23 protein-coding genes are annotated in these 25,806 nt (G+C 61.5%); 16 read left to right on the forward strand and 7 right to left on the reverse strand.

Going from position 1 to position 25,806, the window contains the following annotated elements; genetic code table 11:
- Nucleotides 1-140 precede the first annotated feature (140 nt).
- The 16 genes from mraZ to lpxC all read left to right on the forward strand — a co-directional run bounded on the left by mraZ (nt 141) and on the right by lpxC (nt 17,952).
- Complete coding sequence (gene mraZ / locus PspS35_RS05385; protein ID WP_003171868.1) at nt 141-596, forward strand: division/cell wall cluster transcriptional repressor MraZ; 456 nt, start codon at nt 141-143, stop codon at nt 594-596.
- A 2-nt stretch (nt 597-598) separates the two neighbouring features.
- Nucleotides 599-1,540, forward strand: coding sequence for a 16S rRNA (cytosine(1402)-N(4))-methyltransferase RsmH (gene rsmH, locus PspS35_RS05390; protein WP_159937984.1), 942 nt, complete (start codon nt 599-601; stop codon nt 1,538-1,540).
- Nucleotides 1,537-1,830 carry a cell division protein FtsL gene (gene ftsL / locus PspS35_RS05395; protein WP_159933058.1) on the forward strand — a complete coding sequence of 98 codons (294 nt, stop codon included), beginning with the start codon at nt 1,537-1,539 and terminating at the stop codon, nt 1,828-1,830. The genes rsmH and ftsL overlap by 4 nt, the downstream gene beginning before the upstream one ends.
- The gene (locus tag PspS35_RS05400; RefSeq protein WP_174244859.1) at nt 1,830-3,572 is read left to right on the forward strand and encodes a penicillin-binding protein 2; all 1,743 of its coding nucleotides are present in this window, start codon (nt 1,830-1,832) and stop codon (nt 3,570-3,572) included. The genes ftsL and PspS35_RS05400 overlap by 1 nt, the downstream gene beginning before the upstream one ends.
- Nucleotides 3,572-5,035: a UDP-N-acetylmuramoyl-L-alanyl-D-glutamate--2,6-diaminopimelate ligase gene (locus PspS35_RS05405; protein WP_159933060.1), complete on the forward strand. Its 1,464-nt coding sequence runs from the start codon at nt 3,572-3,574 to the stop codon at nt 5,033-5,035. The genes PspS35_RS05400 and PspS35_RS05405 overlap by 1 nt, the downstream gene beginning before the upstream one ends.
- A complete protein-coding gene (gene murF / locus PspS35_RS05410) occupies nt 5,028-6,398 on the forward strand; it encodes a UDP-N-acetylmuramoyl-tripeptide--D-alanyl-D-alanine ligase (protein ID WP_159933061.1) in 1,371 nt (456 codons plus the stop codon). The genes PspS35_RS05405 and murF overlap by 8 nt, the downstream gene beginning before the upstream one ends.
- Nucleotides 6,398-7,480 (forward strand): phospho-N-acetylmuramoyl-pentapeptide-transferase, encoded by a 1,083-nt coding sequence (gene mraY, locus PspS35_RS05415; protein ID WP_078740796.1) that lies wholly within the window; start codon nt 6,398-6,400, stop codon nt 7,478-7,480. Before murF ends, mraY begins: the two co-directional genes overlap by 1 nt.
- Nucleotides 7,481-7,486: 6 nt before the next feature.
- Nucleotides 7,487-8,833: a UDP-N-acetylmuramoyl-L-alanine--D-glutamate ligase gene (murD, locus tag PspS35_RS05420; RefSeq protein WP_159933062.1), complete on the forward strand. Its 1,347-nt coding sequence runs from the start codon at nt 7,487-7,489 to the stop codon at nt 8,831-8,833.
- On the forward strand, nt 8,830-10,053 hold the full coding sequence (gene ftsW / locus PspS35_RS05425; protein WP_159933063.1) for a putative lipid II flippase FtsW: 1,224 nt from the start codon (nt 8,830-8,832) through the stop codon (nt 10,051-10,053). Before murD ends, ftsW begins: the two co-directional genes overlap by 4 nt.
- Nucleotides 10,043-11,113 (forward strand): undecaprenyldiphospho-muramoylpentapeptide beta-N-acetylglucosaminyltransferase, encoded by a 1,071-nt coding sequence (gene murG, locus PspS35_RS05430; RefSeq protein WP_159933064.1) that lies wholly within the window; start codon nt 10,043-10,045, stop codon nt 11,111-11,113. The genes ftsW and murG overlap by 11 nt, the downstream gene beginning before the upstream one ends.
- Nucleotides 11,106-12,551: a UDP-N-acetylmuramate--L-alanine ligase gene (murC, locus tag PspS35_RS05435; RefSeq protein WP_159933065.1), complete on the forward strand. Its 1,446-nt coding sequence runs from the start codon at nt 11,106-11,108 to the stop codon at nt 12,549-12,551. The genes murG and murC overlap by 8 nt, the downstream gene beginning before the upstream one ends.
- A complete protein-coding gene (locus PspS35_RS05440; protein ID WP_159933066.1) occupies nt 12,548-13,504 on the forward strand; it encodes a D-alanine--D-alanine ligase in 957 nt (318 codons plus the stop codon). The genes murC and PspS35_RS05440 overlap by 4 nt, the downstream gene beginning before the upstream one ends.
- A 4-nt stretch (nt 13,505-13,508) precedes the next feature.
- Nucleotides 13,509-14,378, forward strand: a complete 870-nt coding sequence (locus PspS35_RS05445; RefSeq protein WP_159933067.1) for a cell division protein FtsQ/DivIB — start codon at nt 13,509-13,511, stop codon at nt 14,376-14,378.
- A 15-nt stretch (nt 14,379-14,393) separates the two neighbouring features.
- The gene (gene ftsA, locus PspS35_RS05450) at nt 14,394-15,656 is read left to right on the forward strand and encodes a cell division protein FtsA (RefSeq protein WP_159933068.1); all 1,263 of its coding nucleotides are present in this window, start codon (nt 14,394-14,396) and stop codon (nt 15,654-15,656) included.
- A 66-nt stretch (nt 15,657-15,722) separates the two neighbouring features.
- Entirely contained in the window at nt 15,723-16,928 is a 1,206-nt protein-coding gene (ftsZ, locus tag PspS35_RS05455; protein WP_159933069.1) for a cell division protein FtsZ, read from the forward strand.
- A gap of 112 nt (nt 16,929-17,040) precedes the next feature.
- On the forward strand, nt 17,041-17,952 hold the full coding sequence (gene lpxC, locus PspS35_RS05460) for a UDP-3-O-acyl-N-acetylglucosamine deacetylase (protein ID WP_003171886.1): 912 nt from the start codon (nt 17,041-17,043) through the stop codon (nt 17,950-17,952).
- An 81-nt stretch (nt 17,953-18,033) separates the two neighbouring features.
- On the opposite strand, the gene PspS35_RS05465 is transcribed toward lpxC, so the two are convergent.
- The 7 genes from PspS35_RS05465 to PspS35_RS05495 form a co-directional block, all read right to left on the reverse strand.
- On the reverse strand, nt 18,034-19,527 hold the full coding sequence (locus tag PspS35_RS05465) for a sensor domain-containing diguanylate cyclase (RefSeq protein ID WP_159933070.1): 1,494 nt from the start codon (nt 19,525-19,527) through the stop codon (nt 18,034-18,036).
- Nucleotides 19,528-19,613: 86 nt separating this feature from the next.
- Nucleotides 19,614-20,942: an OprD family porin gene (locus PspS35_RS05470; RefSeq protein WP_159933071.1), complete on the reverse strand. Its 1,329-nt coding sequence runs from the start codon at nt 20,940-20,942 to the stop codon at nt 19,614-19,616.
- A gap of 297 nt (nt 20,943-21,239) precedes the next feature.
- On the reverse strand, nt 21,240-21,983 hold the full coding sequence (locus tag PspS35_RS05475) for a YkgJ family cysteine cluster protein (RefSeq protein WP_159933072.1): 744 nt from the start codon (nt 21,981-21,983) through the stop codon (nt 21,240-21,242).
- Nucleotides 21,984-22,091: 108 nt separating this feature from the next.
- Nucleotides 22,092-22,574 carry a GNAT family N-acetyltransferase gene (locus tag PspS35_RS05480; protein ID WP_159933073.1) on the reverse strand — a complete coding sequence of 161 codons (483 nt, stop codon included), beginning with the start codon at nt 22,572-22,574 and terminating at the stop codon, nt 22,092-22,094.
- A 3-nt stretch (nt 22,575-22,577) separates the two neighbouring features.
- Nucleotides 22,578-23,480: a chemotaxis protein gene (locus tag PspS35_RS05485; RefSeq protein ID WP_159933074.1), complete on the reverse strand. Its 903-nt coding sequence runs from the start codon at nt 23,478-23,480 to the stop codon at nt 22,578-22,580.
- Nucleotides 23,481-23,579: 99 nt separating this feature from the next.
- On the reverse strand, nt 23,580-24,554 hold the full coding sequence (locus tag PspS35_RS05490) for a D-glycerate dehydrogenase (protein WP_159933075.1): 975 nt from the start codon (nt 24,552-24,554) through the stop codon (nt 23,580-23,582).
- A gap of 112 nt (nt 24,555-24,666) precedes the next feature.
- Nucleotides 24,667-25,635: a LysR family transcriptional regulator gene (locus tag PspS35_RS05495; protein WP_159933076.1), complete on the reverse strand. Its 969-nt coding sequence runs from the start codon at nt 25,633-25,635 to the stop codon at nt 24,667-24,669.
- Nucleotides 25,636-25,806: the final 171 nt, after the last annotated feature.

Here is a 25,806-nt window from a genome sequence, read left to right on the forward strand (position 1 = left end):
TCTCCGTTCTGTAAGGCTTTTCCTTGAATCCGCGCCTTGACGGTGTGGTGGGCGCATTCCTATAGTGTGCGCAAGTGGCGGAAAGTGGCACAAAGTGGGTTTTTTGAACGTAAAACGCTAAAAATTGGAGAAACGCATCTGTGTTTCGCGGAGCTAACGCTATCAGTCTCGATGCAAAAGGCCGTCTCGCCATGCCGAGCCGGTATCGTGACGAGCTGATTTCGCGAAGTTCCGGACAGTTGATCATCACGATCGATGCCGTTGACCCTTGTTTATGTGTTTACCCCCTCGATGAGTGGGAGTTGATTGAAACCAAGCTGCGTGCCTTGCCTTCATTGCGTGAAGAAAACCGCCGTTTGCAGCGTTTGCTGATCGGTAACGCCGTCGACCTTGAACTCGATGGCAGCGGTCGTTTCCTGGTGCCTCCGCGTCTGCGCGAGTACGCCAAGCTGGACAAGCGCGCAATGCTGGTCGGCCAACTGAACAAGTTCCAATTGTGGGACGAAGATGCCTGGGATGCTGTTTCTGCAGCAGACCTGGCTGCTATTCAACAACCGGGCGCTATGCCTGATGAACTGCGTGATTTGATCCTGTGACTATTGATAGCGGCTTTAACCACATCACCGTACTGCTTGACGAAGCTGTCGAGGCTCTCGCCGTACGCGCGGATGGCTGCTATTTGGATGGCACCTTCGGCAGGGGCGGGCACAGCCGGTTGATACTCAGCCAGCTCGGCTCCGACGGTAAACTCCTCGGATTCGACAAAGACCCCCAAGCGATTGCCACCGGGCAAGCGCTAGCGGCCGAAGACGGCCGCTTTGTCGTTGTGCAGCGCAGCTTCGCCGAGCTGGGTGCCGAAGTCGCCGAGCGCGGTATGGCGGGCAGCGTGGCCGGGGTTTTGCTCGACCTGGGCGTGTCTTCGCCCCAGCTCGATGACCCTGAGCGCGGCTTCAGTTTCATGAATGACGGCCCGCTCGATATGCGCATGGACCCTACGCGTGGCGTCAGCGCCGCGCAGTTCATCGCCACGGCCCCGGTGGAAGAAATCGCTCGCGTGTTCAAGGAATACGGTGAGGAACGCTTTGCCGGTCGCATGGCTCGCGCCGTGGTCGAGCGCCGCGAAATCCAACCGTTCGAGCGCACCGCCGACCTGGCCGAAGTGCTCAAGGTCGCCAACCCGGCGTGGGAAAAGGGCAAGAACCCAGCGACCCGTGCGTTCCAGGGCCTGCGTATTCACGTCAATAATGAATTGGGCGACCTTGAGGCGGGCCTTGAGGCTGCCCTTGAGGCGCTGGAAGTGGGCGGTCGCCTGGTAGTGATCAGCTTCCACTCCCTGGAAGACCGCATCGTCAAACTGTTCATGCGTCGTCTGGTCAAGGGCGAGTCCGACAACCTGCCGCGCAACCTGCCGGTACGTTTCGAAGCCTTTGTGCCGAAAATCAAAATCCATGGCAAAGCGCAGTTCGCTTCCGAAGCCGAACTCAAGGCCAACCCACGTTCCCGCAGCGCCGTTATGCGCGTTGCAGAGAAGCTGCGGTGAGCAAGCTTTTTGCCAAGCCCCTGCCGGGCGGCAGCTTCTTTATGTTGCTGCTGTTTGTCGGCGTGCTGGTGTCCGCAATTGCGGTGTCCTATAGCGCGCACTACAACCGCCAATTGCTCAACACCCTGTTTGGGGAGCTGAGCGTGCGTGATAAAGCGCAGGCAGAGTGGGGGCGGTTGATCCTCGAGCAAAGCACCTGGACGGCCCATAGCCGCATTGAGGTGCTGGCCACCGAACAATTGAAGATGCACATTCCGGGCGCGGCCGAAGTTCGCATGGTGACGCCATGATGAAGCTTGAAGGCGCACTCTACCCATGGCGCTTCCGTCTGATGCTGGGCTTGCTGGCATTAATGGTGGGCGCTATCGCCTGGCGGATCGTCGATCTGCAGGTGGTCGACCGCGACTTCCTGATCGGCCAGGGCGATGCCCGGAGCCTGCGGCATATCCCGATTCCTGCACATCGTGGCCTGATCACCGACCGCAACGGCGAGCCCTTGGCCGTCAGTACACCGGTGACCACCCTGTGGGCCAACGCCAAGGAATTGCAAGTGGCCAAGGACCGTTGGCCAGCGCTTGCCGCCGCCCTCGGCCAAGACCCGAAAGTGTTGTCCGAACGCCTGGAGGCCCAGGCCAGTAAAGAATTTATCTACCTGGTTCGCGGCCTGACCCCCGAACAGGGTCAGCAGGTGCTCGACCTTAAAGTCCCTGGTGTCTACGGCATCGAGGAGTTCCGGCGTTTCTACCCAGCCGGTGAAACCACCGCCCATATGGTCGGGTTTACCGACATCGATGACCATGGCCGCGAAGGTGTGGAGTTGGCCTACGATGAATGGCTGGCCGGGGTTCCCGGCAAACGACAAGTCATCAAGGATCGGCGCGGCAGACTGATCAAGGATGTCCAAGTCACCAAAAACGCCAAGGCCGGTAAGCCCTTGGCGTTGTCGATTGACCTGCGCCTGCAATACCTGGCCAACCGCGAGCTGCGTAACGCGATCATCGAGAACGGCGCCAAGGCCGGCAGCCTGGTGATCATGGACGTGAAGACCGGCGAGATCCTGGCCATGGTCAACCAGCCAACCTACAACCCGAACAACCGTCGCAACCTGCAACCGGCGATGATGCGCAACCGCGCCATGATCGACGTGTTCGAACCGGGTTCGACCATGAAAGCCATCTCCATGAGTGCCGCCCTGGAAACCGGACGCTGGAAACCCAGCGACAAGGTCGAGGTGTACCCTGGCACATTGCAGTTGGGCAAATACACCATTCGTGACGTATCGCGCACCGAAGGTCCGGTGTTGGATTTGACAGGTATCCTGATCAACTCCAGTAACGTGGGCATGAGTAAGGTGGCCTTCGATATCGGCGGCGAAACCATTTATCACCTGGCGCAAAAAATCGGCCTGGGCCAACCCACTGGCCTGGACTTTCCCGGTGAGCGCGTCGGCAACCTGCCCAACTATCGCGACTGGAAAAAAGCCGAGACCGCAACGCTCTCCTACGGTTACGGCCTGTCGGTGACTGCGATCCAATTGGCTCACGCCTTCTCCGTGCTGGCCAACAACGGTCGCATGGTGCCGCTGAGCCTGATCCACGTCGACGAGGCACCGAAAGCCACGCAGGTGATCCCGGAAAACGTCGCCAAGACCATGCAAGGCATGCTGCAACAAGTGATCGAAGCACCGCGCGGCGTATTCCGCGCCCAGGTGCCGGCGTATCACGTGGCCGGCAAGTCCGGTACTGCGCGTAAGACGTCGGTGGGCACCAAGGGCTACGCCGAAAACTCCTACCGCTCGCTGTTCGCCGGCTTCGGCCCGATGAGCGACCCCCGTTACGCCATTGTTGTGGTGATCGATGAACCGAGCAAAGCCGGTTACTTCGGTGGCCTGGTCTCGGCGCCGGTGTTCAGCAAAGTGATGTCCGGGACCCTGCGCCTGATGAACATCACGCCGGACAACCTGCCGCCGACCCAACAAGCGAACGCCGGACCACCGGCCGCTGTAGTCAAAGCCAATGGAGGGCGCGGCTGATGTCGCTTAGCCTGAACAAGATTTTTGCCCACGCCGGACGCGATCTGCTGATTCGTGAGCTGACCCTGGACAGCCGTAATGTGCGTGCCGGTGACCTGTTCCTGGCAGTGCCGGGCGGCAAGTTCGATGGTCGTGCACATATTGCCGATGCCTTGCAGCGCGGTGCGGCGGCCGTGGCCTATGAAGTTGAAGGTGCCACCGTTCTGCCGATCACGGATGTGCCGCTGATTCCAGTCAAGGGCTTGGCCAAGCAACTGTCCGACATCGCCGGGCGTTTTTACGGCGATCCTAGCCGCCACCTCAACCTGGTGGGCGTGACCGGCACCAACGGCAAGACCAGCGTGACCCAATTGGTCGCCCAGGCCCTTGATCTGTTGGGGCAGCACTGCGGCATCGTTGGCACGCTGGGCAGCGGTTTTTATGGCGCGCTGCAAAGCGGCCTGCACACCACGCCTAACCCGATTGCCGTGCAAGCGACCCTGGCCGACCTGAAGAAGGCCGGTGCCAAGGCGGTTGCGATGGAAGTCTCGTCCCACGGTTTGGATCAGGGCCGCGTGACCGCCCTGGCCTTTGACGTGGCGGTGATGACCAACCTGTCCCGCGACCACCTGGACTATCACGGCACTATGGAGGCCTACGCCGCCGCCAAGGCCAAACTGTTTGCCTGCAATGACCTCAAGTGCCGGGTTGTGAACCTGGATGACGAATTCGGTCGCCAGTTGGCTGTCCAGGACAGCGAATCGCGTTTGATCACTTACAGTTTGCTGGACTCCAGCGCGTACCTGTATTGCCGCGAAGCCCAGTTCAATGACGAAGGCGTGCGCGCCACGTTGGTAACGCCCCAGGGCGAGCATCACTTGCGCAGCACCTTGCTCGGTCGTTTCAACCTGAGCAACGTCCTCGCCGCTATCGGCGCGTTGCTCGGCCTGGATTACGCCTTGGACGAAATCCTCAAGGTGCTGCCGAAACTGGAAGGCCCGGCCGGTCGCATGCAGCGCCTGGGTGGCGGCACGCAGCCGCTGGTGGTGGTTGATTACGCCCACACGCCGGACGCCTTGGAAAAAGTCCTCGAAGCCCTGCGCCCTCATGCCAAGGGCAAGTTGCTGTGCTTGTTCGGTTGCGGTGGTGATCGTGATCGTGGCAAGCGTCCGCTGATGGCCGAGATTGTCGAGCGTCTGGCTGACGGCGTGCTGGTTACCGATGACAACCCGCGCAGTGAAGACCCGAGCCAGATTTTCGACGATATCCGCGTAGGCTTCAAAGATGCGTCCAAGGCCACGTTCGTTGCTGGTCGCGGTGCAGCCATCGCCCAATTGATCGCCAGCGCCAGTGCTGACGACGTGGTGGTGCTGGCCGGTAAAGGTCACGAGGACTATCAGGAAATCAACGGCGAGCGCCATGCCTTCTCCGATCTGGTCGAGGCCGATCACGCTTTGACCGCGTGGGAGGTTGCCCATGCTTAAGGCGATGACATTCAGCGAACTGACTCAGGCCCTGTCGGCCCGCGTGCTGTCGGCCGATTGCTGCTTCGATGGCGTGAGTATCGACAGCCGCGCGATCAAGCCAGGGCAACTGTTTGTCGCCTTGGCCGGCCCGCGTTTTGATGGTCATGATTACCTGAGCGACGTCGCCGCCAAAGGTGCCGTGGGTGCCTTGGTGCAGCGCGAAGTGGCTGATTGCACCTTGCCACAACTGCTGGTTGCCGACACCCGCCTGGCCCTCGGCCAACTGGGTGCGCTTAACCGTGCTGCCTTCGATAAACCCGTTGCAGCCATTACCGGTTCCAGTGGCAAGACCACGGTCAAGGAACTGCTCGCCGGTGTACTGCGCACGCGCGGCCCGGTGCTCGCGACCCGTGGCAACCTGAACAATGATTTCGGCGCCCCGCTGACCCTGCTCGAACTGGCCCCTGAACACACGGCGGCGGTGATCGAACTGGGCGCTTCGCGCGTCGGCGAGATTGCTTATACCGTGGCGCTGACCAAGCCCCACGTCGCGATCATCAACAACGCCGGTACGGCCCATGTGGGCGAGTTCGGTGGCCCGGAGAAAATCGTCGAAGCCAAGGGTGAAATCCTTGAAGGTCTCGATGCGTCGGGCACTGCCGTATTGAACCTCGACGACAAGGCTTTCGAGACCTGGCGTGTACGCGCCGCCGGGCGCAAGGTGCTGACGTTTGCCGTATTGAATGCAGCCGCAGATTTCCATGCTTCCAACATCGCAGTGGATGCCCGTGGCTGCCCATCCTTCACCTTGCACACCCCGCAAGGTGACGAGCACGTGCAATTGAATCTGTTGGGCAACCACAACGTCGCCAACTCCCTGGCCGCCGCCGCTGCCGCCCATGCGCTGGGCGTGTCGCTGTTCGGCATCGCCACGGGCCTGGGCGCGGTGCAGCCGGTCAAAGGTCGCACCGTGGCGCAGTTGTCCACCAACGGCATGCGCGTGATCGACGACACCTACAACGCCAACCAGTCTTCGGTCTGCGCCGCCATTGATCTGCTCAAAGGTTTCGACGGTCGCAAGGTACTGGTGCTGGGTGATATCGCCGAATTGGGCGAATGGGCCGAGCAGTCCCATCGCGAAGTCGGTGCTTATGCTGCTGGAAAAGTCGATGCGCTTTACGCGGTCGGCCCGAACATGGCTCATGCCGTCGATGCCTTCGGCCCTGGTGCGCAGCATTTCGCGACCCAGGCCGAGCTGATCCATTCATTGGGCACGGCAGAACAAGACAAACACACAACCATTTTGATCAAGGGATCGCGCAGCGCGGTGATGGAAAACGTCGTCGCGGCCTTGTGTGGCTCAAGTATGGAGAAACATTAATGCTGCTGCTGCTGGCTGAGTATCTGCAACAGTTCCACAAAGGCTTCGCGGTCTTTCAGTACCTGACCCTGCGCGGGATCCTGGGTGTACTGACCGCGCTGTCTCTGTCGCTGTTTCTGGGGCCGTGGATGATCCGCACCCTGCAGAACCTGCAAATTGGTCAATCGGTTCGCAATGACGGCCCGCAGTCGCACCTGTCCAAGTCCGGTACCCCGACCATGGGCGGCGCGCTGATCCTGTCGTCCATCGGCATCAGCACCTTGCTCTGGGCCGACCTGCACAACCGCTATGTATGGACTGTGCTGTTGGTGACCCTGTTGTTCGGCGCCATCGGCTGGGTCGATGACTATCGCAAAGTGATCGAGAAAAACTCGAAAGGCCTGCCAAGCCGCTGGAAGTATTTCTGGCAGTCGGTGTTTGGGTTGGGCGCAGCGATCTTCCTGTACACCACAGCGCCAAGCGCGGTGGAAACCACCCTGATCATCCCGATGCTCAAGGACGCCAGCATCCCACTGGGCATCGGCTTCGTGGTGTTGACCTACTTCGTGATCGTCGGCTCCAGCAACGCGGTGAACCTGACTGACGGCCTCGACGGCCTGGCGATCATGCCGACGGTGATGGTAGGCGGCGCGCTCGGCATCTTCTGCTACCTGTCGGGTAACGTGAAATTCGCTGAGTACCTGCTGATCCCTTATGTACCGGGCGCGGGCGAGTTGATTGTGTTCTGCGGCGCGCTGATCGGCGCCGGCCTGGGTTTCCTGTGGTTCAACACCTACCCGGCACAAGTCTTCATGGGCGACGTCGGCGCACTGGCGCTGGGCGCGGCCCTGGGCACCATTGCGGTAATCGTTCGCCAGGAAATCGTGTTGTTCATCATGGGCGGCGTGTTCGTGATGGAAACCCTGTCGGTGGTCATCCAGGTGGCCTCCTTCAAATTGACCGGGCGCCGCGTGTTCCGCATGGCGCCGATCCACCACCACTTTGAACTCAAGGGCTGGCCCGAGCCACGCGTGATTGTCCGCTTCTGGATCATCACCGTGATTCTGGTACTGGTCGGCCTTGCCACCCTGAAACTGAGGTAGAAACGAGTGTCCTTGATCGCTTCAGACCACTTCCGCATCGTTGTCGGCCTCGGCAAGAGCGGCATGTCCCTGGTTCGCTTCCTGGCGAACCGGGGCACGTCGTTTGCCGTGGCCGATACGCGGGAAAATCCACCGGAGCTGGTCACGCTGCGCCGTGACTATCCGCACGTGGAAGTGCGTTGTGGCGAGCTGGATGTCGAGTTTCTGTGCCGCGCTGACGAGCTCTACGTGAGCCCCGGTCTGGCGCTGGCAACCCCGGCCCTGCAAGCGGCTGCGGCGCGTGGCGTGAAGCTGTCCGGCGATATCGACCTGTTCGCGCGTAACGCGAAGGCGCCGATCGTGGCCATCAGCGGTTCCAACGCGAAAAGCACCGTGACCACCCTGGTCGGCGAGATGGCGGTTGCGGCCGGCAAACGCGTGGCCGTGGGCGGCAACCTCGGCACGCCAGCGCTGGATCTGCTCAGCGACGACGTTGAGCTGTACGTGATGGAACTGTCGAGTTTCCAACTGGAAACCACCCATGACCTCGGCGCCGAAGTGGCCACCGTGCTCAACGTCAGCGAAGACCACATGGACCGCTACAGCGGCTTGCCCGCCTACCACCTGGCCAAGCACCGGATCTTCCGCGGCGCCAAGCAATTCGTGGTCAACCGCCAGGACGCCCTGAGCCGTCCGCTGATGGGCGAGGGCATGCCGTGCTGGACCTTCGGCCTGGGCAAACCCGACTTCAAGGCCTTTGGTATTCGCGAAGAGAACGGCGAGAAATACCTGGCCTTCGAATTCCAGAACCTGATGCCGGTGCGCGAGCTGAAAATCCGTGGCGCCCATAACCAGTCCAATGCTCTGGCGGCATTGGCGCTCGGCCATGCCGTTGGCCTGCCATTCGACGCCATGCTGTCGAGCCTGCGCACCTTCGCCGGTCTTGAGCACCGCTGCCAGTGGGTGCGTGAGCTTGATGGCGTGAGCTATTACAACGACTCCAAGGCCACTAACGTCGGCGCCGCATTGGCTGCCATCGAAGGGCTTGGCGCTGATATCGACGGCAAGCTGGTGCTGATCGTCGGTGGCGACGGCAAGGGTGCCGAGTTCAAGGATCTCAAAGCCCCCGTCGCCGCACATTGCCGCGCCGTGGTGCTGATCGGCCGCGACGCCGACAAAATCGCCAGTGCCCTCGGCGACGCCGTGCCGCAAGTGCGCGCCACTTCCCTGGACGATGCCATCGCCCAGTGCAAGGCCCTGGCCCAGCCGGGTGATGCGGTGCTGCTGTCGCCGGCGTGCGCCAGTTTCGACATGTTCAAGAACTACGAAGAGCGCGGCCAGTTGTTCGCCCGTGCCGTGGAGGGCTTGGCATGAGTATTGACTTCAGAAACATCATCAAGCCGTATCCGTCGCCGATTATCACCGGGCGCGGCATCGACCTCGATTTCCCAATGCTCGCCGGCTGCCTCGCGCTGCTGGGCCTGGGCCTGGTGATGATCACCTCGGCGTCTTCGGAAGTGGCCGCTGTGCAGTCGGGCAACACCCTCTACATGATGATCCGCCACCTGGTGTATCTGATCATCGGTCTGGGCGCGTGCATTGTGACCATGATGATTCCTATCGCCACCTGGCAACGCCTGGGCTGGCTGATGTTGATTGGTGCGTTTGGCTTGCTGATCATGGTGATCGTGCCGGGTATCGGTCGCGAGGTGAACGGCTCGATGCGCTGGATCGGCTTCGGCGCGTTCAACGTGCAACCGTCGGAAATCGCCAAGGTGTTCGTGGTGATCTACCTGGCCGGTTACCTGGTGCGTCGCCAGAAGGAAGTGCGCGAAAGCTGGATGGGCTTCTTCAAGCCGTTCATCGTGCTGCTGCCGATGGCCGGCCTGTTGCTGATGGAGCCCGACTTCGGCGCCACCGTCGTGATGATGGGCGCGGCCGCGGCGATGCTGTTCCTCGGTGGCGTGGGCCTGTTCCGCTTCAGTTTGATGGTGGTGCTGGCCGTGGCGGCCGTGACCATCCTGGTGCAGGCGCAACCCTACCGGATGGCACGTCTGATCACCTTTACCGACCCATGGTCCGACCAGTTCGGCTCCGGCTACCAGTTGACCCAGGCATTGATTGCCTTTGGTCGCGGCGAGTGGCTGGGCGTTGGCCTGGGCAACAGCGTGCAGAAGCAGTTCTACCTGCCGGAAGCCCACACCGACTTCGTGTTCTCGGTACTTGCCGAAGAGCTGGGCGTGGTCGGTTCGCTGTGCACCGTCGCACTGTTCGTATTCGTGTGCGTGCGCGGCATGTACATCGGCCTGTGGGCCGAGAAGGCCAAACAGTATTTCGCCGCCTATGTGGCGTACGGCCTGTCGTTCCTGTGGATCGGCCAGTTCCTGATCAACATCGGCGTGAATGTCGGCCTGCTGCCGACCAAGGGCCTGACCTTGCCGTTCCTCAGTTACGGCGGCAGTTCGTTGGTGATTTGCTGCGCCTGCCTGGGCTTGTTGCTGCGCATCGAGTGGGAGAGTCGAACCCACTTGGGCAGCGAAGAGATGGAGTTCAGCGAAAGCGACTTTGCCGAGGAGCCGACCCATGGGCGCTAATGTGCTGATCATGGCGGGCGGCACCGGGGGCCATGTATTCCCGGCCCTGGCCTGTGCGCGAGAGTTCCAGAGCCGTGGCTACACCGTGCATTGGCTGGGTACGCCGCGTGGCATCGAAAACGAATTGGTACCGGGCGCCGGCTTGCCGCTGCATTTGATCAACGTCACCGGCCTGCGTGGCAAGGGCAAGTTGTCCCTGCTCAAGGCGCCGTTCGTGTTGCTCAAGGCGGTGTGGCAGGCGCGCAAGGTCATCCGTGAATTGCAGCCGGTGTGTGTGCTTGGGTTTGGCGGTTATGTGACCGGCCCGGGTGGTGTCGCCGCCAGGCTCGCTGGTGTGCCGGTGATCGTCCACGAGCAAAACGCCGTGGCCGGTACGGCCAACCGCCTGCTGGTGCCGCTGGCTGCGCGAGTGTGCGAGGCGTTTCCAAAGACCTTTGGCGCGTCGGACAAATTGCGTACTACCGGCAACCCGGTACGCACTGAGCTGTTCATGGCGATTGCCCGTGAGGCGCTGGCGGGGCGCAAGGCGCACCTGCTGATCCTGGGCGGAAGCCTGGGCGCCGAGCCGTTGAACAAATTGCTGCCGGAAGCGGTGGCGCAACTCCCTGTGGAACTGCGCCCGGAGATCTTCCATCAAGCCGGCAAGAATCACGATGAAATCACCGCCACGCGTTATCGCGAAGCCGGTGTGGAGGCGAACGTACAGCCCTTCATCAAAGACATGGCCCATGCCTATGGCTGGGCCGACCTGGTGGTTTGTCGCGCTGGTGCGTTGACCGTCAGTGAACTGGCCGCCGCCGGTCTGCCGTCGTTGCTGGTGCCTCTGCCCCATGCGATCGACGATCACCAGACCCGCAACGCCGAATATTTGGCCGGGGAGGGCGCTGCCTTCCTGCTGCCGCAAAGAACGACTGGCGCCGCCGATTTGGCCGCACGCCTGACCGAGGTTTTGATGCAACCGGAACGACTCAACAACATGGCGAGCACCGCAAGCCGCCTGGCCAAACCTGATGCAACCCGCACCGTGGTCGATATCTGCCTGGAGGTGGCCCATGGTTGAGAATCAGAAAGCCATGCCGCAACCCGAGATGCGCCGCATCCGTCGTATCCACTTCGTCGGGATCGGCGGCGTGGGCATGTGCGGCATCGCCGAAGTGCTGCTGAACCTGGGCTACCAAGTGTCCGGCTCAGACTTGAAAGAGTCGCCGGTCACCGAGCGCCTGAAGTCCTTTGGTGCGCAGATTTTTATCGGTCACCGCTCCGAAAACGCCGCAGAGGCTGACGTGCTGGTGGTGTCCAGCGCTGTGAACACCTCCAACCCGGAAGTGGCCACCGCCTTGGAGCGCCGCATTCCCGTAGTCCCGCGTGCCGAGATGCTGGCCGAGCTGATGCGCTACCGCCACGGCATCGCCGTCGCCGGTACCCACGGCAAGACCACCACCACCAGCCTGATCGCCTCGGTGTTTGCCGCCGGCGGCCTGGACCCGACCTTCGTCATCGGTGGCCGCCTGAATGCAGCCGGTACCAATGCCCAGCTCGGCACCAGCCGTTACCTGATCGCTGAAGCCGATGAAAGCGACGCCAGCTTCCTGCACCTGCAACCGCTGGTGGCCGTCGTGACCAACATCGACGAAGACCACATGGCGACCTACGACGGTGACTTCAACAAGTTGAAGAAAACCTTCGTTGAGTTTCTGCACAACCTGCCGTTCTACGGTTTGGCGGTGGTGTGCCTGGACGACCCGGTAGTGCGCGAAATCCTGCCGCTGGTCAAGCGTCCGACCGTGACCTACGGCTTCAGCGAAGACGCCGACGTGCGCGCCATCAATGTGCGCCAGGAAGGCATGCAAACCTTCTTCACCGTGTTGCGGCCTGACCGTGAGCCGTTGGATGTGTCGGTGAACATGCCGGGCAATCACAACGTACTGAACTCCCTGGCGACCATCTGCATCGCCTCCGACGAAGGCGTCAGCGATGAAGCCATCGTCGAGGGCCTGTCGCGCTTTGCTGGCGTGGGCCGCCGCTTCCAGGTCTACGGCCAACTGCCGGTAGAAGGCGGCGACGTGATGCTGGTGGACGATTACGGTCACCACCCGACCGAAGTCGCCGCAGTAATCAAGGCCGTACGCGGTGGCTGGCCGGAGCGCCGCCTGGTGATGGTGTACCAGCCGCACCGCTACAGCCGTACCCGTGACCTGTACGACGACTTCGTCAATGTATTGGCCGATGCCAACGTGCTGCTGCTGATGGAGGTTTACCCGGCCGGTGAAGAGCCGATCCCGGGCGCCGACAGCCGCAAGCTGTGCAACAGCATCCGTCAGCGTGGGCAGTTGGACCCGATCTACATCGAGCGCGGTGTGGACCTGGCGCCGATCGTCAAACCGCTGCTGCGCGCCGGCGACATCCTACTGTGCCAAGGGGCCGGTGATATCGGCGGGCTTGCGCCTAAGTTGCTCGCGAGCCCGCTGTTTGCTGCAGCACAGGGGAAGTCGAAATGAACACGAACTACGACGCCCTGTTCTCCACCATCGCGGCTGCTGACTTCGGCCGTGTGGCCGTGCTGTTCGGCGGCAAGAGCGCCGAGCGCGACGTGTCGCTCAAGTCCGGCAACGCCGTGCTCGAAGCCCTGCAAAGCGCCGGCGTGAATGCGTTCGGTATCGACGTGGGTGATGACTTCCTCGCCCGCCTGCAGGCCGAGAAGATCGACCGCGCCTTCATCATTCTTCATGGCCGCGGCGGTGAAGACGGCAGCATGCAAGGCCTGCTGGAGTGCGCGGGCATCCCTTACACCGGCAGCGGCATTCTTGCGTCGGCACTGGCAATGGACAAGCTGCGCACCAAACAGGTGTGGCACAGCCTGGGTATTCCAACTCCGCGTCACAGTGTGCTGTGCAGTGAAGACGATTGTATTTCTGCAGCCAAGGAACTGGGCCTGCCTTTGATCGTCAAACCTGCCCATGAAGGCTCCAGTATCGGCATGGCCAAAGTGAACTCGGCCGCCGAATTGATCGACGCATGGAAAGCGGCAAGTACCTACGATTCGCAAGTGTTGGTGGAACAGTGGATCCAGGGTCCCGAGTACACCATCGCCATCCTGCGTGGCCAGGTATTGCCGCCTATCGCATTGGGCACGCCCCACACTTTTTACGACTACGACGCCAAGTATGTGGCCTCCGATACCCAGTACCGGATCCCATGTGGCCTTGACGCAGCCAAGGAACAGCAATTGATGGACCTCACGGCGAAGGCCTGTGAGGCGCTGGGTATCGCCGGTTGGGCGCGGGCAGACGTGATGCAGGATGACCAGGGGAATTTCTGGTTCCTGGAAGTCAACACTGCGCCGGGCATGACCGACCACAGCCTGGTCCCGATGGCGGCGCGTGCTGCCGGTCTGGATTTCCAGCAGTTGGTGCTGGCGATTTTGGCAGCAAGCATTGAGGTTCGAGGCTAACCACATGAACGGCGCATCGCTTCGTCATCAGCAACCTCCAGCACCCGGCCGCAAGCCGGTGCCACGGGGTGCCAGTCGAATGGTTGCTAAGGAGCCGATGTCGGCGCGCCTGCCGAAAGCCAACTTTGGTTTCCTCAAGGCGCTGTTCTGGCCGGTGTTGCTGGTGGCGCTGGGCTTCGGCACTTATGAGGGCGCGCAGCGTCTGTTGCCGTATGCCGACCGGCCGATCACCAAGATCAGCGTGCAGGGCGACTTGAGCTACATCAGCCAGCAAGCGGTGCAGCAGCGTATCGGCCCGTACCTGGCCGCGAGCTTCTTCACCATCGACCTGGCCGGTATGCGCGGGGAGCTGGAACAGATGCCGTGGATCGCCCACGCCGAAGTCCGTCGCGTCTGGCCGGACCAGGTGACGATCCGCCTGGAAGAACAACTGCCCGTGGCCCGTTGGGGTGATGAAGCGCTGTTGAACAACCAGGGCCAGGCGTTCACCCCGCGTGAGCTGGCCAACTACGAGCACCTGCCGCAGTTGTTCGGGCCGCAGCGGGCGCAGCAACAAGTGATGCAGCAGTACCAGGCCTTGAGCCAGATGCTGCGGCCACTGGGCTTCTCCATTGCACGCCTGGAACTGCGTGAACGGGGCAGCTGGTTTTTGACGACCGGGGCAGGCAGTTCCGGCCCGGGCATCCAGTTGTTGCTGGGACGCGACCGCTTGGTGGAAAAGATGCGCCGCTTCATTGCCATCTACGACAAGACCTTGAAAGAACAGATTACGAACATTGCGAGCGTCGACCTGCGTTACGCCAACGGCCTTGCCGTCGGCTGGCGTGAACCGGCGGCGCCCACGGCAGCGCAACCCGCTGTCGCGAAGAATTAAGAAGAGGCAGGACCCATGGCAAACGTGCAAAGCGGCAAAATGATCGTCGGTCTCGATATCGGCACCTCCAAGGTGGTGGCGCTGGTGGGCGAGGTCGGGGAAGACGGCGTGATTGAGATCGTCGGTATTGGCACGCATCCGTCCCGGGGCCTGAAGAAGGGCGTGGTGGTGAATATCGAGTCCACCGTGCAATCGATCCAGCGCGCTATCGAAGAAGCGCAGCTGATGGCCGGTTGCCGGATCCACTCGGCATTCGTCGGCGTGGCCGGCAACCATATCCGCAGCTTGAACTCCCACGGCATCGTGGCGATCCGCGACCGCGAAGTCAGCGCCGCCGACCTCGAGCGCGTGCTCGACGCCGCCCAGGCCGTGGCGATCCCGGCTGACCAGCGCGTGCTGCACACCTTGCCGCAGGACTACGTGATCGATAACCAGGAAGGCGTACGCGAGCCCCTGGGCATGTCGGGCGTACGCCTGGAAGCCAAGGTCCACGTGGTGACCTGCGCCGTCAACGCCGCCCAGAACATTGAAAAATGCGTGCGCCGTTGCGGCCTGGAAATCGACGACATCATTCTCGAGCAGCTTGCGTCCGCGTATTCGGTACTGACCGACGACGAAAAAGAACTGGGCGTGTGCCTGGTGGATATCGGCGGCGGCACCACCGACATCGCGATCTTCACCGAGGGTGCGATCCGTCACACCGCCGTGATCCCGATTGCGGGCGACCAGGTCACCAACGACATCGCCATGGCGCTGCGTACACCGACCCAGTACGCCGAAGAAATCAAGATCCGTTACGCCTGCGCCCTGGCCAAACTGGCCGGTGCCGGCGAGACCATCAAGGTGCCGAGCGTGGGCGACCGTCCACCGCGCGAACTGTCGCGCCAGGCCCTGGCCGAAGTGGTCGAGCCGCGCTATGACGAGTTGTTCACCCTGATCCAGGCCGAACTGCGCCGCAGCGGCTACGAAGATCTGATCCCGGCCGGCATTGTGCTGACCGGTGGCACCTCGAAGATGGAAGGTGCGGTCGAACTGGCCGAGGAAATCTTCCACATGCCAGTGCGCCTGGGCGTGCCCCATGGCGTCAAAGGCCTGGGCGACGTGGTACGCAACCCGATTTATTCCACCGGTGTGGGCTTGCTGTTGTACGGGCTGCAAAAGCAGACCGACGGCATTTCCCTGTCGGGCCCGAGCAACCGTGACAGCTACCGCAGCGACGACGAGGCCAAAGCGCCGTTGTTCGAGCGGTTGCAGGCTTGGGTTAAAGGCAATTTCTAAAGATTTACCGCAACACCGTTTCAAGTAGTAGGCGAAAAAACTAGAGATAACGAAAGGAGAGGGAACATGTTCGAACTCGTAGACAACATCCCCGCCAGCCCGGTCATCAAAGTGATCGGTGTCGGTGGTGGCGGCGGCAACGCTGTCAACCATATGGTCAAGAGCAACATTGAAGGCGTTGAATTCATCTGCGCCAACACTGATGCCCAGGCGCTGAAAAGCATCGGCGCGCGGACCATCCTGCAATTGGGCACAGCCGTGACCAAGGGCCTCGGCGCTGGCGCCAATCCGGAAGTCGGCCGTCAAGCCGCCCTGGAAGACCGCGAGCGTATTGCCGAAGTGCTGCAAGGCACCAACATGGTGTTCATCACTACCGGCATGGGTGGCGGTACCGGTACCGGTGCAGCCCCGATCATTGCCGAAGTGGCCAAGGAAATGGGGATTCTGACGGTCGCTGTCGTGACCCGTCCGTTCCCGTTCGAAGGCCGCAAGCGCATGCAGATCGCCGACGAAGGTATCCGTCTGCTGTCTGAAAGCGTCGACTCGTTGATCACCATTCCCAACGAGAAGCTGCTGACCATCCTGGGCAAGGACGCAAGCCTGCTGTCCGCGTTCGCCAAGGCTGACGATGTACTGGCGGGTGCCGTTCGCGGTATTTCCGACATCATCAAGCGCCCAGGCATGATCAACGTCGACTTTGCCGACGTACGTACCGTGATGAGCGAAATGGGCATGGCGATGATGGGCACTGGCTGCGCCAGCGGTCCGAACCGTGCGCGTGAAGCCACCGAAGCGGCCATCCGCAACCCGTTGCTCGAAGACGTGAACCTGCAAGGCGCACGCGGCATCCTGGTGAACATCACCGCCGGTCCTGACCTGTCCCTGGGTGAGTACTCCGACGTGGGTAGCATCATCGAAGCCTTCGCTTCCGAGCATGCGATGGTCAAAGTCGGTACCGTTATCGACCCGGACATGCGCGACGAACTGCACGTGACCGTAGTTGCTACTGGCCTGGGCGCGAAAATCGAGAAGCCTGTGAAGGTTATCGACAACACCGTTCATACCAGCCACGCCAGCCACACCAGCCAGTCGGCTGCAGCTCCAGCGCCTGCGCGCCCGGAAATGCCGTCGGTGAACTACCGTGACCTGGACCGTCCGACCGTGATGCGCAACCAGGCTCAGGCCGGTGCTGCGGCGTCCCGTAGCCCGAATCCGCAAGATGACCTGGACTACCTGGACATCCCGGCATTCCTGCGTCGTCAGGCCGATTGATGGAATGTATCAGGGCTATGAAGGTGATTGGTGTTCAGCAAAGGTCTGGTCTGCTATCATCGCCAGCCTTTGTTGATACCAGTTCGCAATTTGCGCTCAAGCGGTCCAAGCCATGATTAAACAACGCACCCTGAAGAATATTATCCGTGCCACAGGTGTAGGTCTGCACTCCGGGGAGAAGGTATACCTGACCCTCAAACCCGCACCTGTCGACACCGGCATCGTGTTTGTTCGTGCCGACCTGGACCCTGTGGTGCAGATTCCTGCTCGCGCGGAAAACGTTGGCGAAACCACCATGTCGACCACATTGGTCAACGGTGACGTCAAAGTGGACACGGTGGAGCACTTGCTCTCGGCCATGGCTGGCCTGGGCATCGATAACGCCTACGTCGAGCTCTCCGCGTCCGAAGTCCCTATCATGGATGGCAGCGCTGGACCCTTCGTATTCTTGATTCAATCTGCCGGCCTGGAAGAACAGGACGCAGCCAAGAAGTTCATACGCATTCTGCGGGAAGTGACAGTAGAAGACGGCGACAAGCGCGCCACCTTCGTCCCGTTCGAAGGCTTTAAAGTGAGCTTTGAGATCGATTTCGATCACCCGGTATTCCGTGACCGCACCCAAAGTGCAAGCGTGGATTTTTCCAGCACTTCGTTCGTAAAAGAAGTCAGCCGCGCCCGTACCTTTGGTTTCATGAGTGACATCGAGTACCTGCGCAAGCACAACCTCGCACTCGGCGGCAGCGTTGAAAACGCCATCGTGGTCGACGCGGATGGTGTACTGAACGAAGACGGCCTTCGCTACGAAGACGAATTCGTGAAGCACAAGATCCTCGATGCAATCGGTGACCTCTACCTGCTGGGCAATAGCCTGATAGGCGAGTTCAAAGGCTTCAAGTCGGGCCACGCCCTTAACAACCAGCTGCTGCGCAAGTTGATTGAGCAGACAGATGCTTGGGAAGTCGTGACCTTCGAAGATGCCAGCACCGCACCGATCTCTTACATGCGTCCCGTTGCGGCGGTGTAAGTAACAACTCTCTTTCTTTAGTTTTTAAAGGCTGCCTTCGGGTGGCCTTTTTTTATGCGTGCAACAACCATCCCACCTCGCCTAAGGTTGTTTGACATCCTCTATGCGGTTGCGCCCACGGTGCTTGGCTTCATACAGCGCCTGGTCTGCGCTGAGCAGCAAGTCTTCGAGTGACATACGGCTGCGCTTGTCCCAAGTGCTCATGCCGATACTAACCGTAATCGACTGCTCAGCCCCCGCCACCCGTGGCAAGTGTTCGACGCTGCTGCGGATATGCTCGGCGATTACCCAGGCACCTTTGGCATCGGTATGCGGCAGCACCACCGCAAACTCCTCGCCGCCATAACGCGCGGCGAGGTCGGCAGGGCGGCGGATGTTGTTGCCGATGACCTGGGCCACCGTGCGCAAGGCTTCATCACCGCCTTGATGGCCGTGGCGATCGTTGAACGCCTTGAAGTGGTCCACGTCGATCATCAGCAGCGTCAGAGGCTCCGTTGAGCGTTGGGCGCGGTCCCATTCCAGGCGCAGGCGCTCGTCAAGGATGCGCCGGTTCGCGAGCCCGGTCAGGGCGTCCGTGGCTGCCAGTTCTGACAGCACTCGCTCGGCGCGATAGCGGCGTCGCAGCTCGCGGCGCAGCATCCACGTGAGCCATAACAGACCAATACACAGGATGCCGGTGGCGCAACTGGTCAGCAATGCGGCTCGTTTCCAGGGGGCGAACACGTCCTCGCTGGACAGGGCCACTACCACGATCAGCGGCAGGTCGCCGACATTGGTGAAGGTGTACAAGCGCTCCTTGCCGCTCATGGCCGAGATGGCCTGGAAGCTGCCATCGCCTTCGCGCAGCATGCGTTTGAAGTTGGGCCGCTGGCTGAGGTCCTTGTTGATCATGTCGCTTTCGAGCAGCGGTTGCTGGGCCAGCAGGATGCCTGTGTTGTTGAGCAGGTTGACGCTGCTGCCGTTACCGATTGTCAGCGTGCTGAAGAGCTGGTCGAAATATGCCAGGCGCATGGTCGCCACGGCGACGCCAGCGAACTCACCGTTGGGCCCCGACACGCGGCGGCTGAAGGCCATGCGCCATACCTGGTCACAATCGCAACGGATCTTGAACGGCCGACTGATAAACAACCCGGCCAGCGCGTTGTTGGCATGCACCTGGAAATAGTCGCGGTCGGCGAAGTTGCGCGGCGTGGGAAGTAGGGTCGAAGAGTCCGCAATCACCGCGCCATTGGCGTCCAGTAACAGTACTTCACCCTTGAAAGGCGCTGCGGCGGCCAGGTCAAACTGCACCAGGTGCCGGATGTCAGGGCCAACCAGGGACAGGTCGTCGCGTTTTTGGGCCGTGATCAGCCCTTTGAGGGCCAAGTCGTACAACCCGACGTTACGCAGCACGTCGGCATTGATCAGTTGGGCAATATTGGTGGTTGATCGCGTCGCCGCTTGCAGGGTGCTGGCGTGTTCGCGGGTCAGCAACGCCGCGACGATGACCACAATCAGTATAACGGTGAAGCCGCTGCCGAGAATCAGCAGCAGCTCGGGGTTTACAGGTACGGTACGAACACGGCGTTGACTCATCGGGCAGACTTCAGCGGTGTGAATGCTGGCAGTTTAGTTCTACCCGATGAAAATTAAATGCTGAGTTGTAAAGAAAGATCAGCAGGTTAGAAAACGTTGATCGGGTAGTCGACGATCACCCGGTACTCATCTACATCCCGGTCCACCGCGGAATATCCATTGCTGCCGCGGTTGGTCGCCCACTGCAAGCGTACGGCCAGGTCCTTGGCCTTGCCGCCCTGCACCACGTATTTCACGTCGATGTCCCGTTCCCAGTGCTTGGCGTCTTTGCCATCGGCGCTGTACCAGGCGCTGTAGCCACGGCTTTGCGGGTCGACCTTGGTCAGGTCGGTCTTGCCGCTGATGTAGGACACGGCCGAGGTCAGGCCGGGCAGGCCGAGGCCGCTGAAGTCATAGGCGTACTTGAGCTTCCACGAGCGTTCGTTGGGCCCGTTGAAGTCCGAGTATTGCTGGGAGTTGTCCAGGTACACGCTGTCGCCCTGGGCGATGTAGTCGAACGGCGTGTTGCCGTTGACCCGCTGGTACGCGGCGGTGACGCTGTGGTAGCCCACGCCCACGGTGAAATGCAGGCTGTAGGTGTTGTTGTCGATACCCCCCAGCAACGACTGGCCGGTGTCCTCGGTGTGGTAGTAGTGCAGGCCCGGGTTGAGGCTGATCAGATCATTGAGCGCGTAGGTGTAGTCAAGGTCGTAGTAGTACTGGTGCCACACGTCTTTGAGTTCGGAGGCGTACAGGTTGCTGGTCAGTCCGGGAATGCCGCTGAACGCCACGCCGGCCCAGTTCATGTGCTGGCTGTCGGTGTTGGTCGGCAAGGCGCCGTAGCTGGTGCCGATGCGGCGGTGGCCGCTCTGGTTGTAGAGCTTGGTGAAGCTGGCCTGGCCGCCTTCGAACAGCCAGCCGTCGAAGCTGTGGTTGCTCAGGCTCACGCCACGGAAGGTTTGCGGCAGCATGCGTGTCATGCCGCCCGCAATCACCGGGTTGTTGAGGAACAGGTCACCGGCCTTCAGCTCGGTATCGAAGGCACGCATCTTCAAGGCGCCGCCGGCAGTGGAGAACGCTCCTGGCGCTTTGCCGCTGCCATCGGTGCTGCCGTAGGGAAGAATGCTGGAGCCGTCGGTGCCGCCACCGCCGTCGAGCTTGAGGCCGAGCATGGCGTGGGCGTCCAGGCCGAAGCCGACGGTGCCTGGGGTGTAGCCGGATTCGAAGGTGCCGATAAAACCCTGGCCCCATTCCTTGCTGTCATCGGTGTGAATGTCGCGCCGGTCGCGGTTCATGTAGTAGTTGCGGGTGTTGAGGGTGAGGTGCGAGCCCTCGACGAATCCGTCGGTGGGCGTAGTGTCTGCCGCGTGGGCAAGGGGAGCGATCGTTGCTGCAATCGCGAGGAATAACGGGGTGAACGTCAGCGAGTTCTTCACCGGTAAAGCTCCTTTGGTCTATCGAAAACGGCCAATGTCGTGGGGGTGTGCCTGGCCTTTTTTTACGGCAAAAAAAAGCCGCTGAAGATCAGCGGCTTTAAGACAGATTCCCAGTGTAGAGCCCTGGAAAAAGTCGAGGGGAATTCGGGTAAGCGGGTCAGCTGCCTTTGCCGTCGCGCTCATCGATGCGTCAAATTAACGCAGGCGAGCGGTACGATACAGAGTGTAACAAGATAATGACTGTTGCCCAAATCGCAACAGTGTGTCGGCCGCGTCTCCAGGCCTATCGGCGTGGCGTCAGGCCGCGCGCAACGGGATGAACGCATAATTGGCCGGCACCTCAGTGGCAATCTGCGCACCCGCCTCCAGCACCTGTTCGGCAAGATCCAGCCCGGACACATGGAACACCCACTCATTGGCCTGGGATGGCTGCTCAACCGCCAGCTCGATCGCCTGGGCAAACGCGTTCATGTCCGGCAGGTAGGCGGTAAACCCGTCGCCCTTGAGCGCCGTCGTGCGGATGCCCAGCAAGGCGCACACCGCCTCTTTGGCCTGCACGTCATCGCGGTCAGCCTGGCGCGAGCGGCGGATCAGCTCGGCCAACTCCAGGTCCACCAACTCGCCCCCGACGATCAGTGCCGGCCCTTGTTCCCAGGATTGCGGCGGGCAATCCTTGGCGGCGGGGTTCAGCGGGATATGCGGGTTGATTTCCATCGGGTAGATGCGGCAGACCAATGGGCGGCGTTCATAGATACGGCACAGGTTGTCTGCGTCAAGATTCCGGCAGCGTCCGGCGTTGTAGGCGGCAAAGGTGATGGCCACAAATGCCTCGGTGTTGCCGCTGGGCACCACCACCGAGCGCCGTTCGGCATGCTCGCGCTGTTGCAAGGGCAGGCCCAGACCGTTGCCGAGGAAACCCTCCACCAGCACGATGACGTTACCGCCGTCTGCCGCCCACATACGGGCTTCATCGAGCGTCAGGGGGACATGGTGGTCGGTGCAGCATTTGCCGCAACCAACGCAGGAAAAGTGGGTGTTCATGGCGGATCTGTCACCAGGCTAGGTCAGAGGGCACGCAGGAACGGTGACGGGTTTTTACCTCTTTGCACCGTTGTGCTGCTCTGGAAGCAAGTTATGCGCCAGTACCTGTCAGCCCTCTGTGACCACATCCCGCAGTACAAACACCATGCCTGCACTTTCGTACAACTGCCGGGCACGCAGATTGCTCTCCAGCACCTTGAGGTCCACGTAGGGCTCACCGCGCTGCTTGAACACCTGGAAACAGTGCAGCAACAACGCCCGGCCCAAGCCTTGGCCTTGAGCGCGAGGATGCACGGACAGGTTCTTGATAAACGCGCTGGTCCAGCATTGGGCCACGGCGAGGATGCCATCGCCGTTGCTGGCTACCAGGCATAGCGTGGGGTCGAATTCGGCATCGGTGATGAACTGATGCTGCCAGGCTTGCAGATTGGGAACGCGGCCACCACCTTGCTCCTGGGTCATGCGCAGCACCGCATGGATCGCCGGGGCCAGGTCGTCGCGGTAATGATCCAACTGCGTATGGGCCGGCCATTGCGGCGCGGGCAGGCTGCCGGTGAGATCGCGGCGCAGTAGTTGGAAATACTCCGCCACGGGTTACAGCCCCTGTTGCGCCACGGTCTGGGCAGCTACCACCAGGCACTTGGTCAGTTCCGGTGAAGAGAACTTGGTCAGCACCGCGTTGGCACCGGCCAGGCGCGCCTTTTCACTGTTCATCGCGCTGTCCAGCGAGGTATGCAGCAACACGTAAAGATCCTGGAAATCCGGAGTTTCGCGCAGCGTGCGGGTGAGGGCGTAACCGTCCATCTCGGACATCTCGATGTCCGACACCACCACATTGATCTGCGCCGCCGTGCCTTGCAGTTCCAGCAGCACGTCGATGGCTTCCTTGGCGCTGCGGGCGGTGTGGCAGGTCAGGCCGAGGTTGCGCAGGGTGTGCACCGACTGCTGCAAGGCGACCTGGCTGTCATCCACCACCAGGATCCGCGCATTGCCGAGCACTTCCGCTTCTTCCATGGTCAGGTCGGTCGGCGCCGCTTCAACCGGTGCCGGCGCGATGCCGTGGATGACTTTTTCGATATCCAGTACCTGCACCAGGCCGCCTTCGACCTGAGTGACCCCGGTGATGAACGCACGGTTGCCGCCGGAGCCGTAGGGCGGCGGGCGGATGTCGGTGGTCAGGCAATGCACGATCTTGCTCACAGCCTGCACGTGCAGGCCCTGCTTGGAACGGCTCACATCCGTGACGATCAGGCAGCCTCCGTCCGGATCTTCCAGAGGCATTTCCCCCAAGGCGCGGCTCAGGTCGATCACCGCCAGCGAGTTGCCCCGCAGGGTGGCGATGCCTTTGACGTGCGGGTGTGACTCCGGCAGCTTGGTCAGCGGCGGGCAAGGAATGATTTCGCTGACTTTCAGCAGGTTGATGGCCATCAGCTTGCCGCTGCGCAAGGTAAAGAGCAGAAGCGAGAGAGAGTCTGCGCGGGCTTTGGTGGTGGACATAAAAACCTTCTGTGGATCAGGGATGACGAACTTCTATTGAAGGTTATCGACTCGGGAGAGCCAGGCTTTAACCCGATTTTGTGTCGGGCTGGGCCCGTTTCAGCCCTTCCACACCTGCGGGTTCACCAGGTCCTGCGGGCGCTGGCCCAGCAGGGCGCTGCGCAGGTTGTCCAGGGCGCGGTTGGCCATGGCTTCACGGGTCTCGTTTGTCGCCGAGCCGATATGCGGCAGGGTCACCGCATTGCTCAACTGGAACAGTGGCGATTCAGCCAACGGCTCCTGCTCATACACATCCAGCCCGGCGCCACGAATCTGCTGGGTTTGCAGGGCTTGGATCAGGGCGGGTTCGTCTACTACCGGGCCGCGGGAAATATTGATCAGAATCGCGCTGGACTTCATCAGCCCCAACTCGCGGGTGCTGATCAGGTGGCGGGTCTTCTCGCTTAACGGCACCACCAGGCAGACGAAATCCGCCTCGGCCAGCAATTGGTCCAGGCTGCGCAACTGCGCGCCGAGTTCCTGCTCCAACTCGGCCTTGCGGCTGTTGCCGCTGTACAGGATCGGCATATTGAAGCCCAGGCGCCCACGACGGGCCACGGCGGCGCCGATATTGCCCAGGCCGACGATGCCGAGGGTCTTGCCGTGCACGTCGCAGCCAAACAGTGGCGCGCCGACGCTGGCTTTCCACTGGCCGGCCTTGGTCCAGGCATCCAGCTCAGCCACCCGGCGTGCGCTGCTCATCAGCAGGGCGAAGGCCAGGTCGGCGGTGCTTTCGGTGAGGACGTCTGGGGTGTTGGTGAGCATGATGCCGCGCTCGTTGAAGTACGGCACGTCGTAGTTGTCGTAGCCCACCGACACGCTGGATACCACTTCCAGCTTGCTCGCGCCTTCAAGTTGCACACGGCCCAGCTTGCGGCCCACGCCGATCAACCCGTGGGCGTGGGGCAGCGCTTCATTGAATTGCGCATTGATGTCACCGAGCTTGGGGTTGGGCGCGATCACCTCGAAATCCTGTTGCAGGCGTTCGATCATTTGCGGGGTGACACGGCTGAAGGCGAGGACGGTCTTTTTCATTGCAGGCGGGCTCATCGACTACGGAAGAATGCTAAGCACGCTAACATTCCTGCCGGCAATTGTCAGGACACCGCCCCTCCCACATTTAAAGACTTGTATCGCCTGGTAGAAATCAGTTCGCCAGCCGTGCACCGCTGAGGCTGCCGCTCAACTCATACGCCACCAGCTCCGCCTGGTGCGCCGCCAGGATCTCCGGCAACGAACCGCGCAGGTATTCCACCCAGGTCTTGATCTTCGCATCCAGGTATTGGCGCGAGGGGTAGATGGCGTACAGGTTCAGCTCCTGGGAGCGGTAAGTGGGCATCACCCGCACCAACGTGCCGTTGCGCAGGCCTTCAATGGCCGCATACACCGGCAGCAGGCCGACGCCCATGCCGCTGGTGATTGCGGTTTTCATCGCGTCGGCCGAGTTCACCAGGAACGGCGAGGTGTTGATCGCCACGCTTTCCTGGCCTTCGGGGCCGTTGAAGGTCCACTTGTCCAGCTGGATCACCGGGCTGACCAGGCGCAGGCAGGCGTGGTTGAGCAGGTCTTGGGGGCGATGGGCACAACCTTTGGCCTTGACGTAATCCGGCGAGGCGCAGGCGATGCTGTAAGTGATGCCCAGGCGCTGGGACACGAACCCCGAGTCCGGCAGCTCGCTGGCGAGCACGATGGACACGTCGTAACCCTCGTCGAGCAGGTCGGGCACGCGGTTGGCCAGGGTCAGGTCGAAGGTCACATCCGGGTGGGTGCGGCGGTAGCGTGCGATGGCGTCGATCACGAAGTGCTGGCCGATACCGGTCATGGTGTGCACTTTCAACTGCCCGGCGGGGCGCGCATGGGCGTCGCTGGCTTCGGCCTCTGCTTCCTCGACATAGGCCAGGATTTGTTCGCAGCGCAGCAGGTAGCGTTTACCCGCTTCGGTAAGGGCAATGCGCCGAGTGGTGCGGTTGAGCAAGCGGGTTTGCAGATGGGCCTCCAGGTTGGAGACCGCGCGCGAGACGTTGGCGGTGGTGGTATCCAATTGCACGGCGGCGGCGGTGAAGCTGCCGGCTTCGGCCACGCAACTGAAGGCGCGCATGTTTTGCAAAGTGTCCATGGAGAGTTCTCAGGGGAGATGCCAAATTGTGACAGAAAGTTACGCCGTCCAGTGATCCCTACCAACGGATTATCGCTTGAACGGTAACAAAGATTCACAGGAATGCCAGCTTATCGCCATTCCCCCCGCCGCCTAGAATTGCGCCACCTCTCCCGCAACACCACCTCAGGA

Origin of the sequence: Pseudomonas sp. S35 (assembly GCF_009866765.1) — a bacterium.
Lineage (GTDB): Bacteria > Pseudomonadota > Gammaproteobacteria > Pseudomonadales > Pseudomonadaceae > Aquipseudomonas.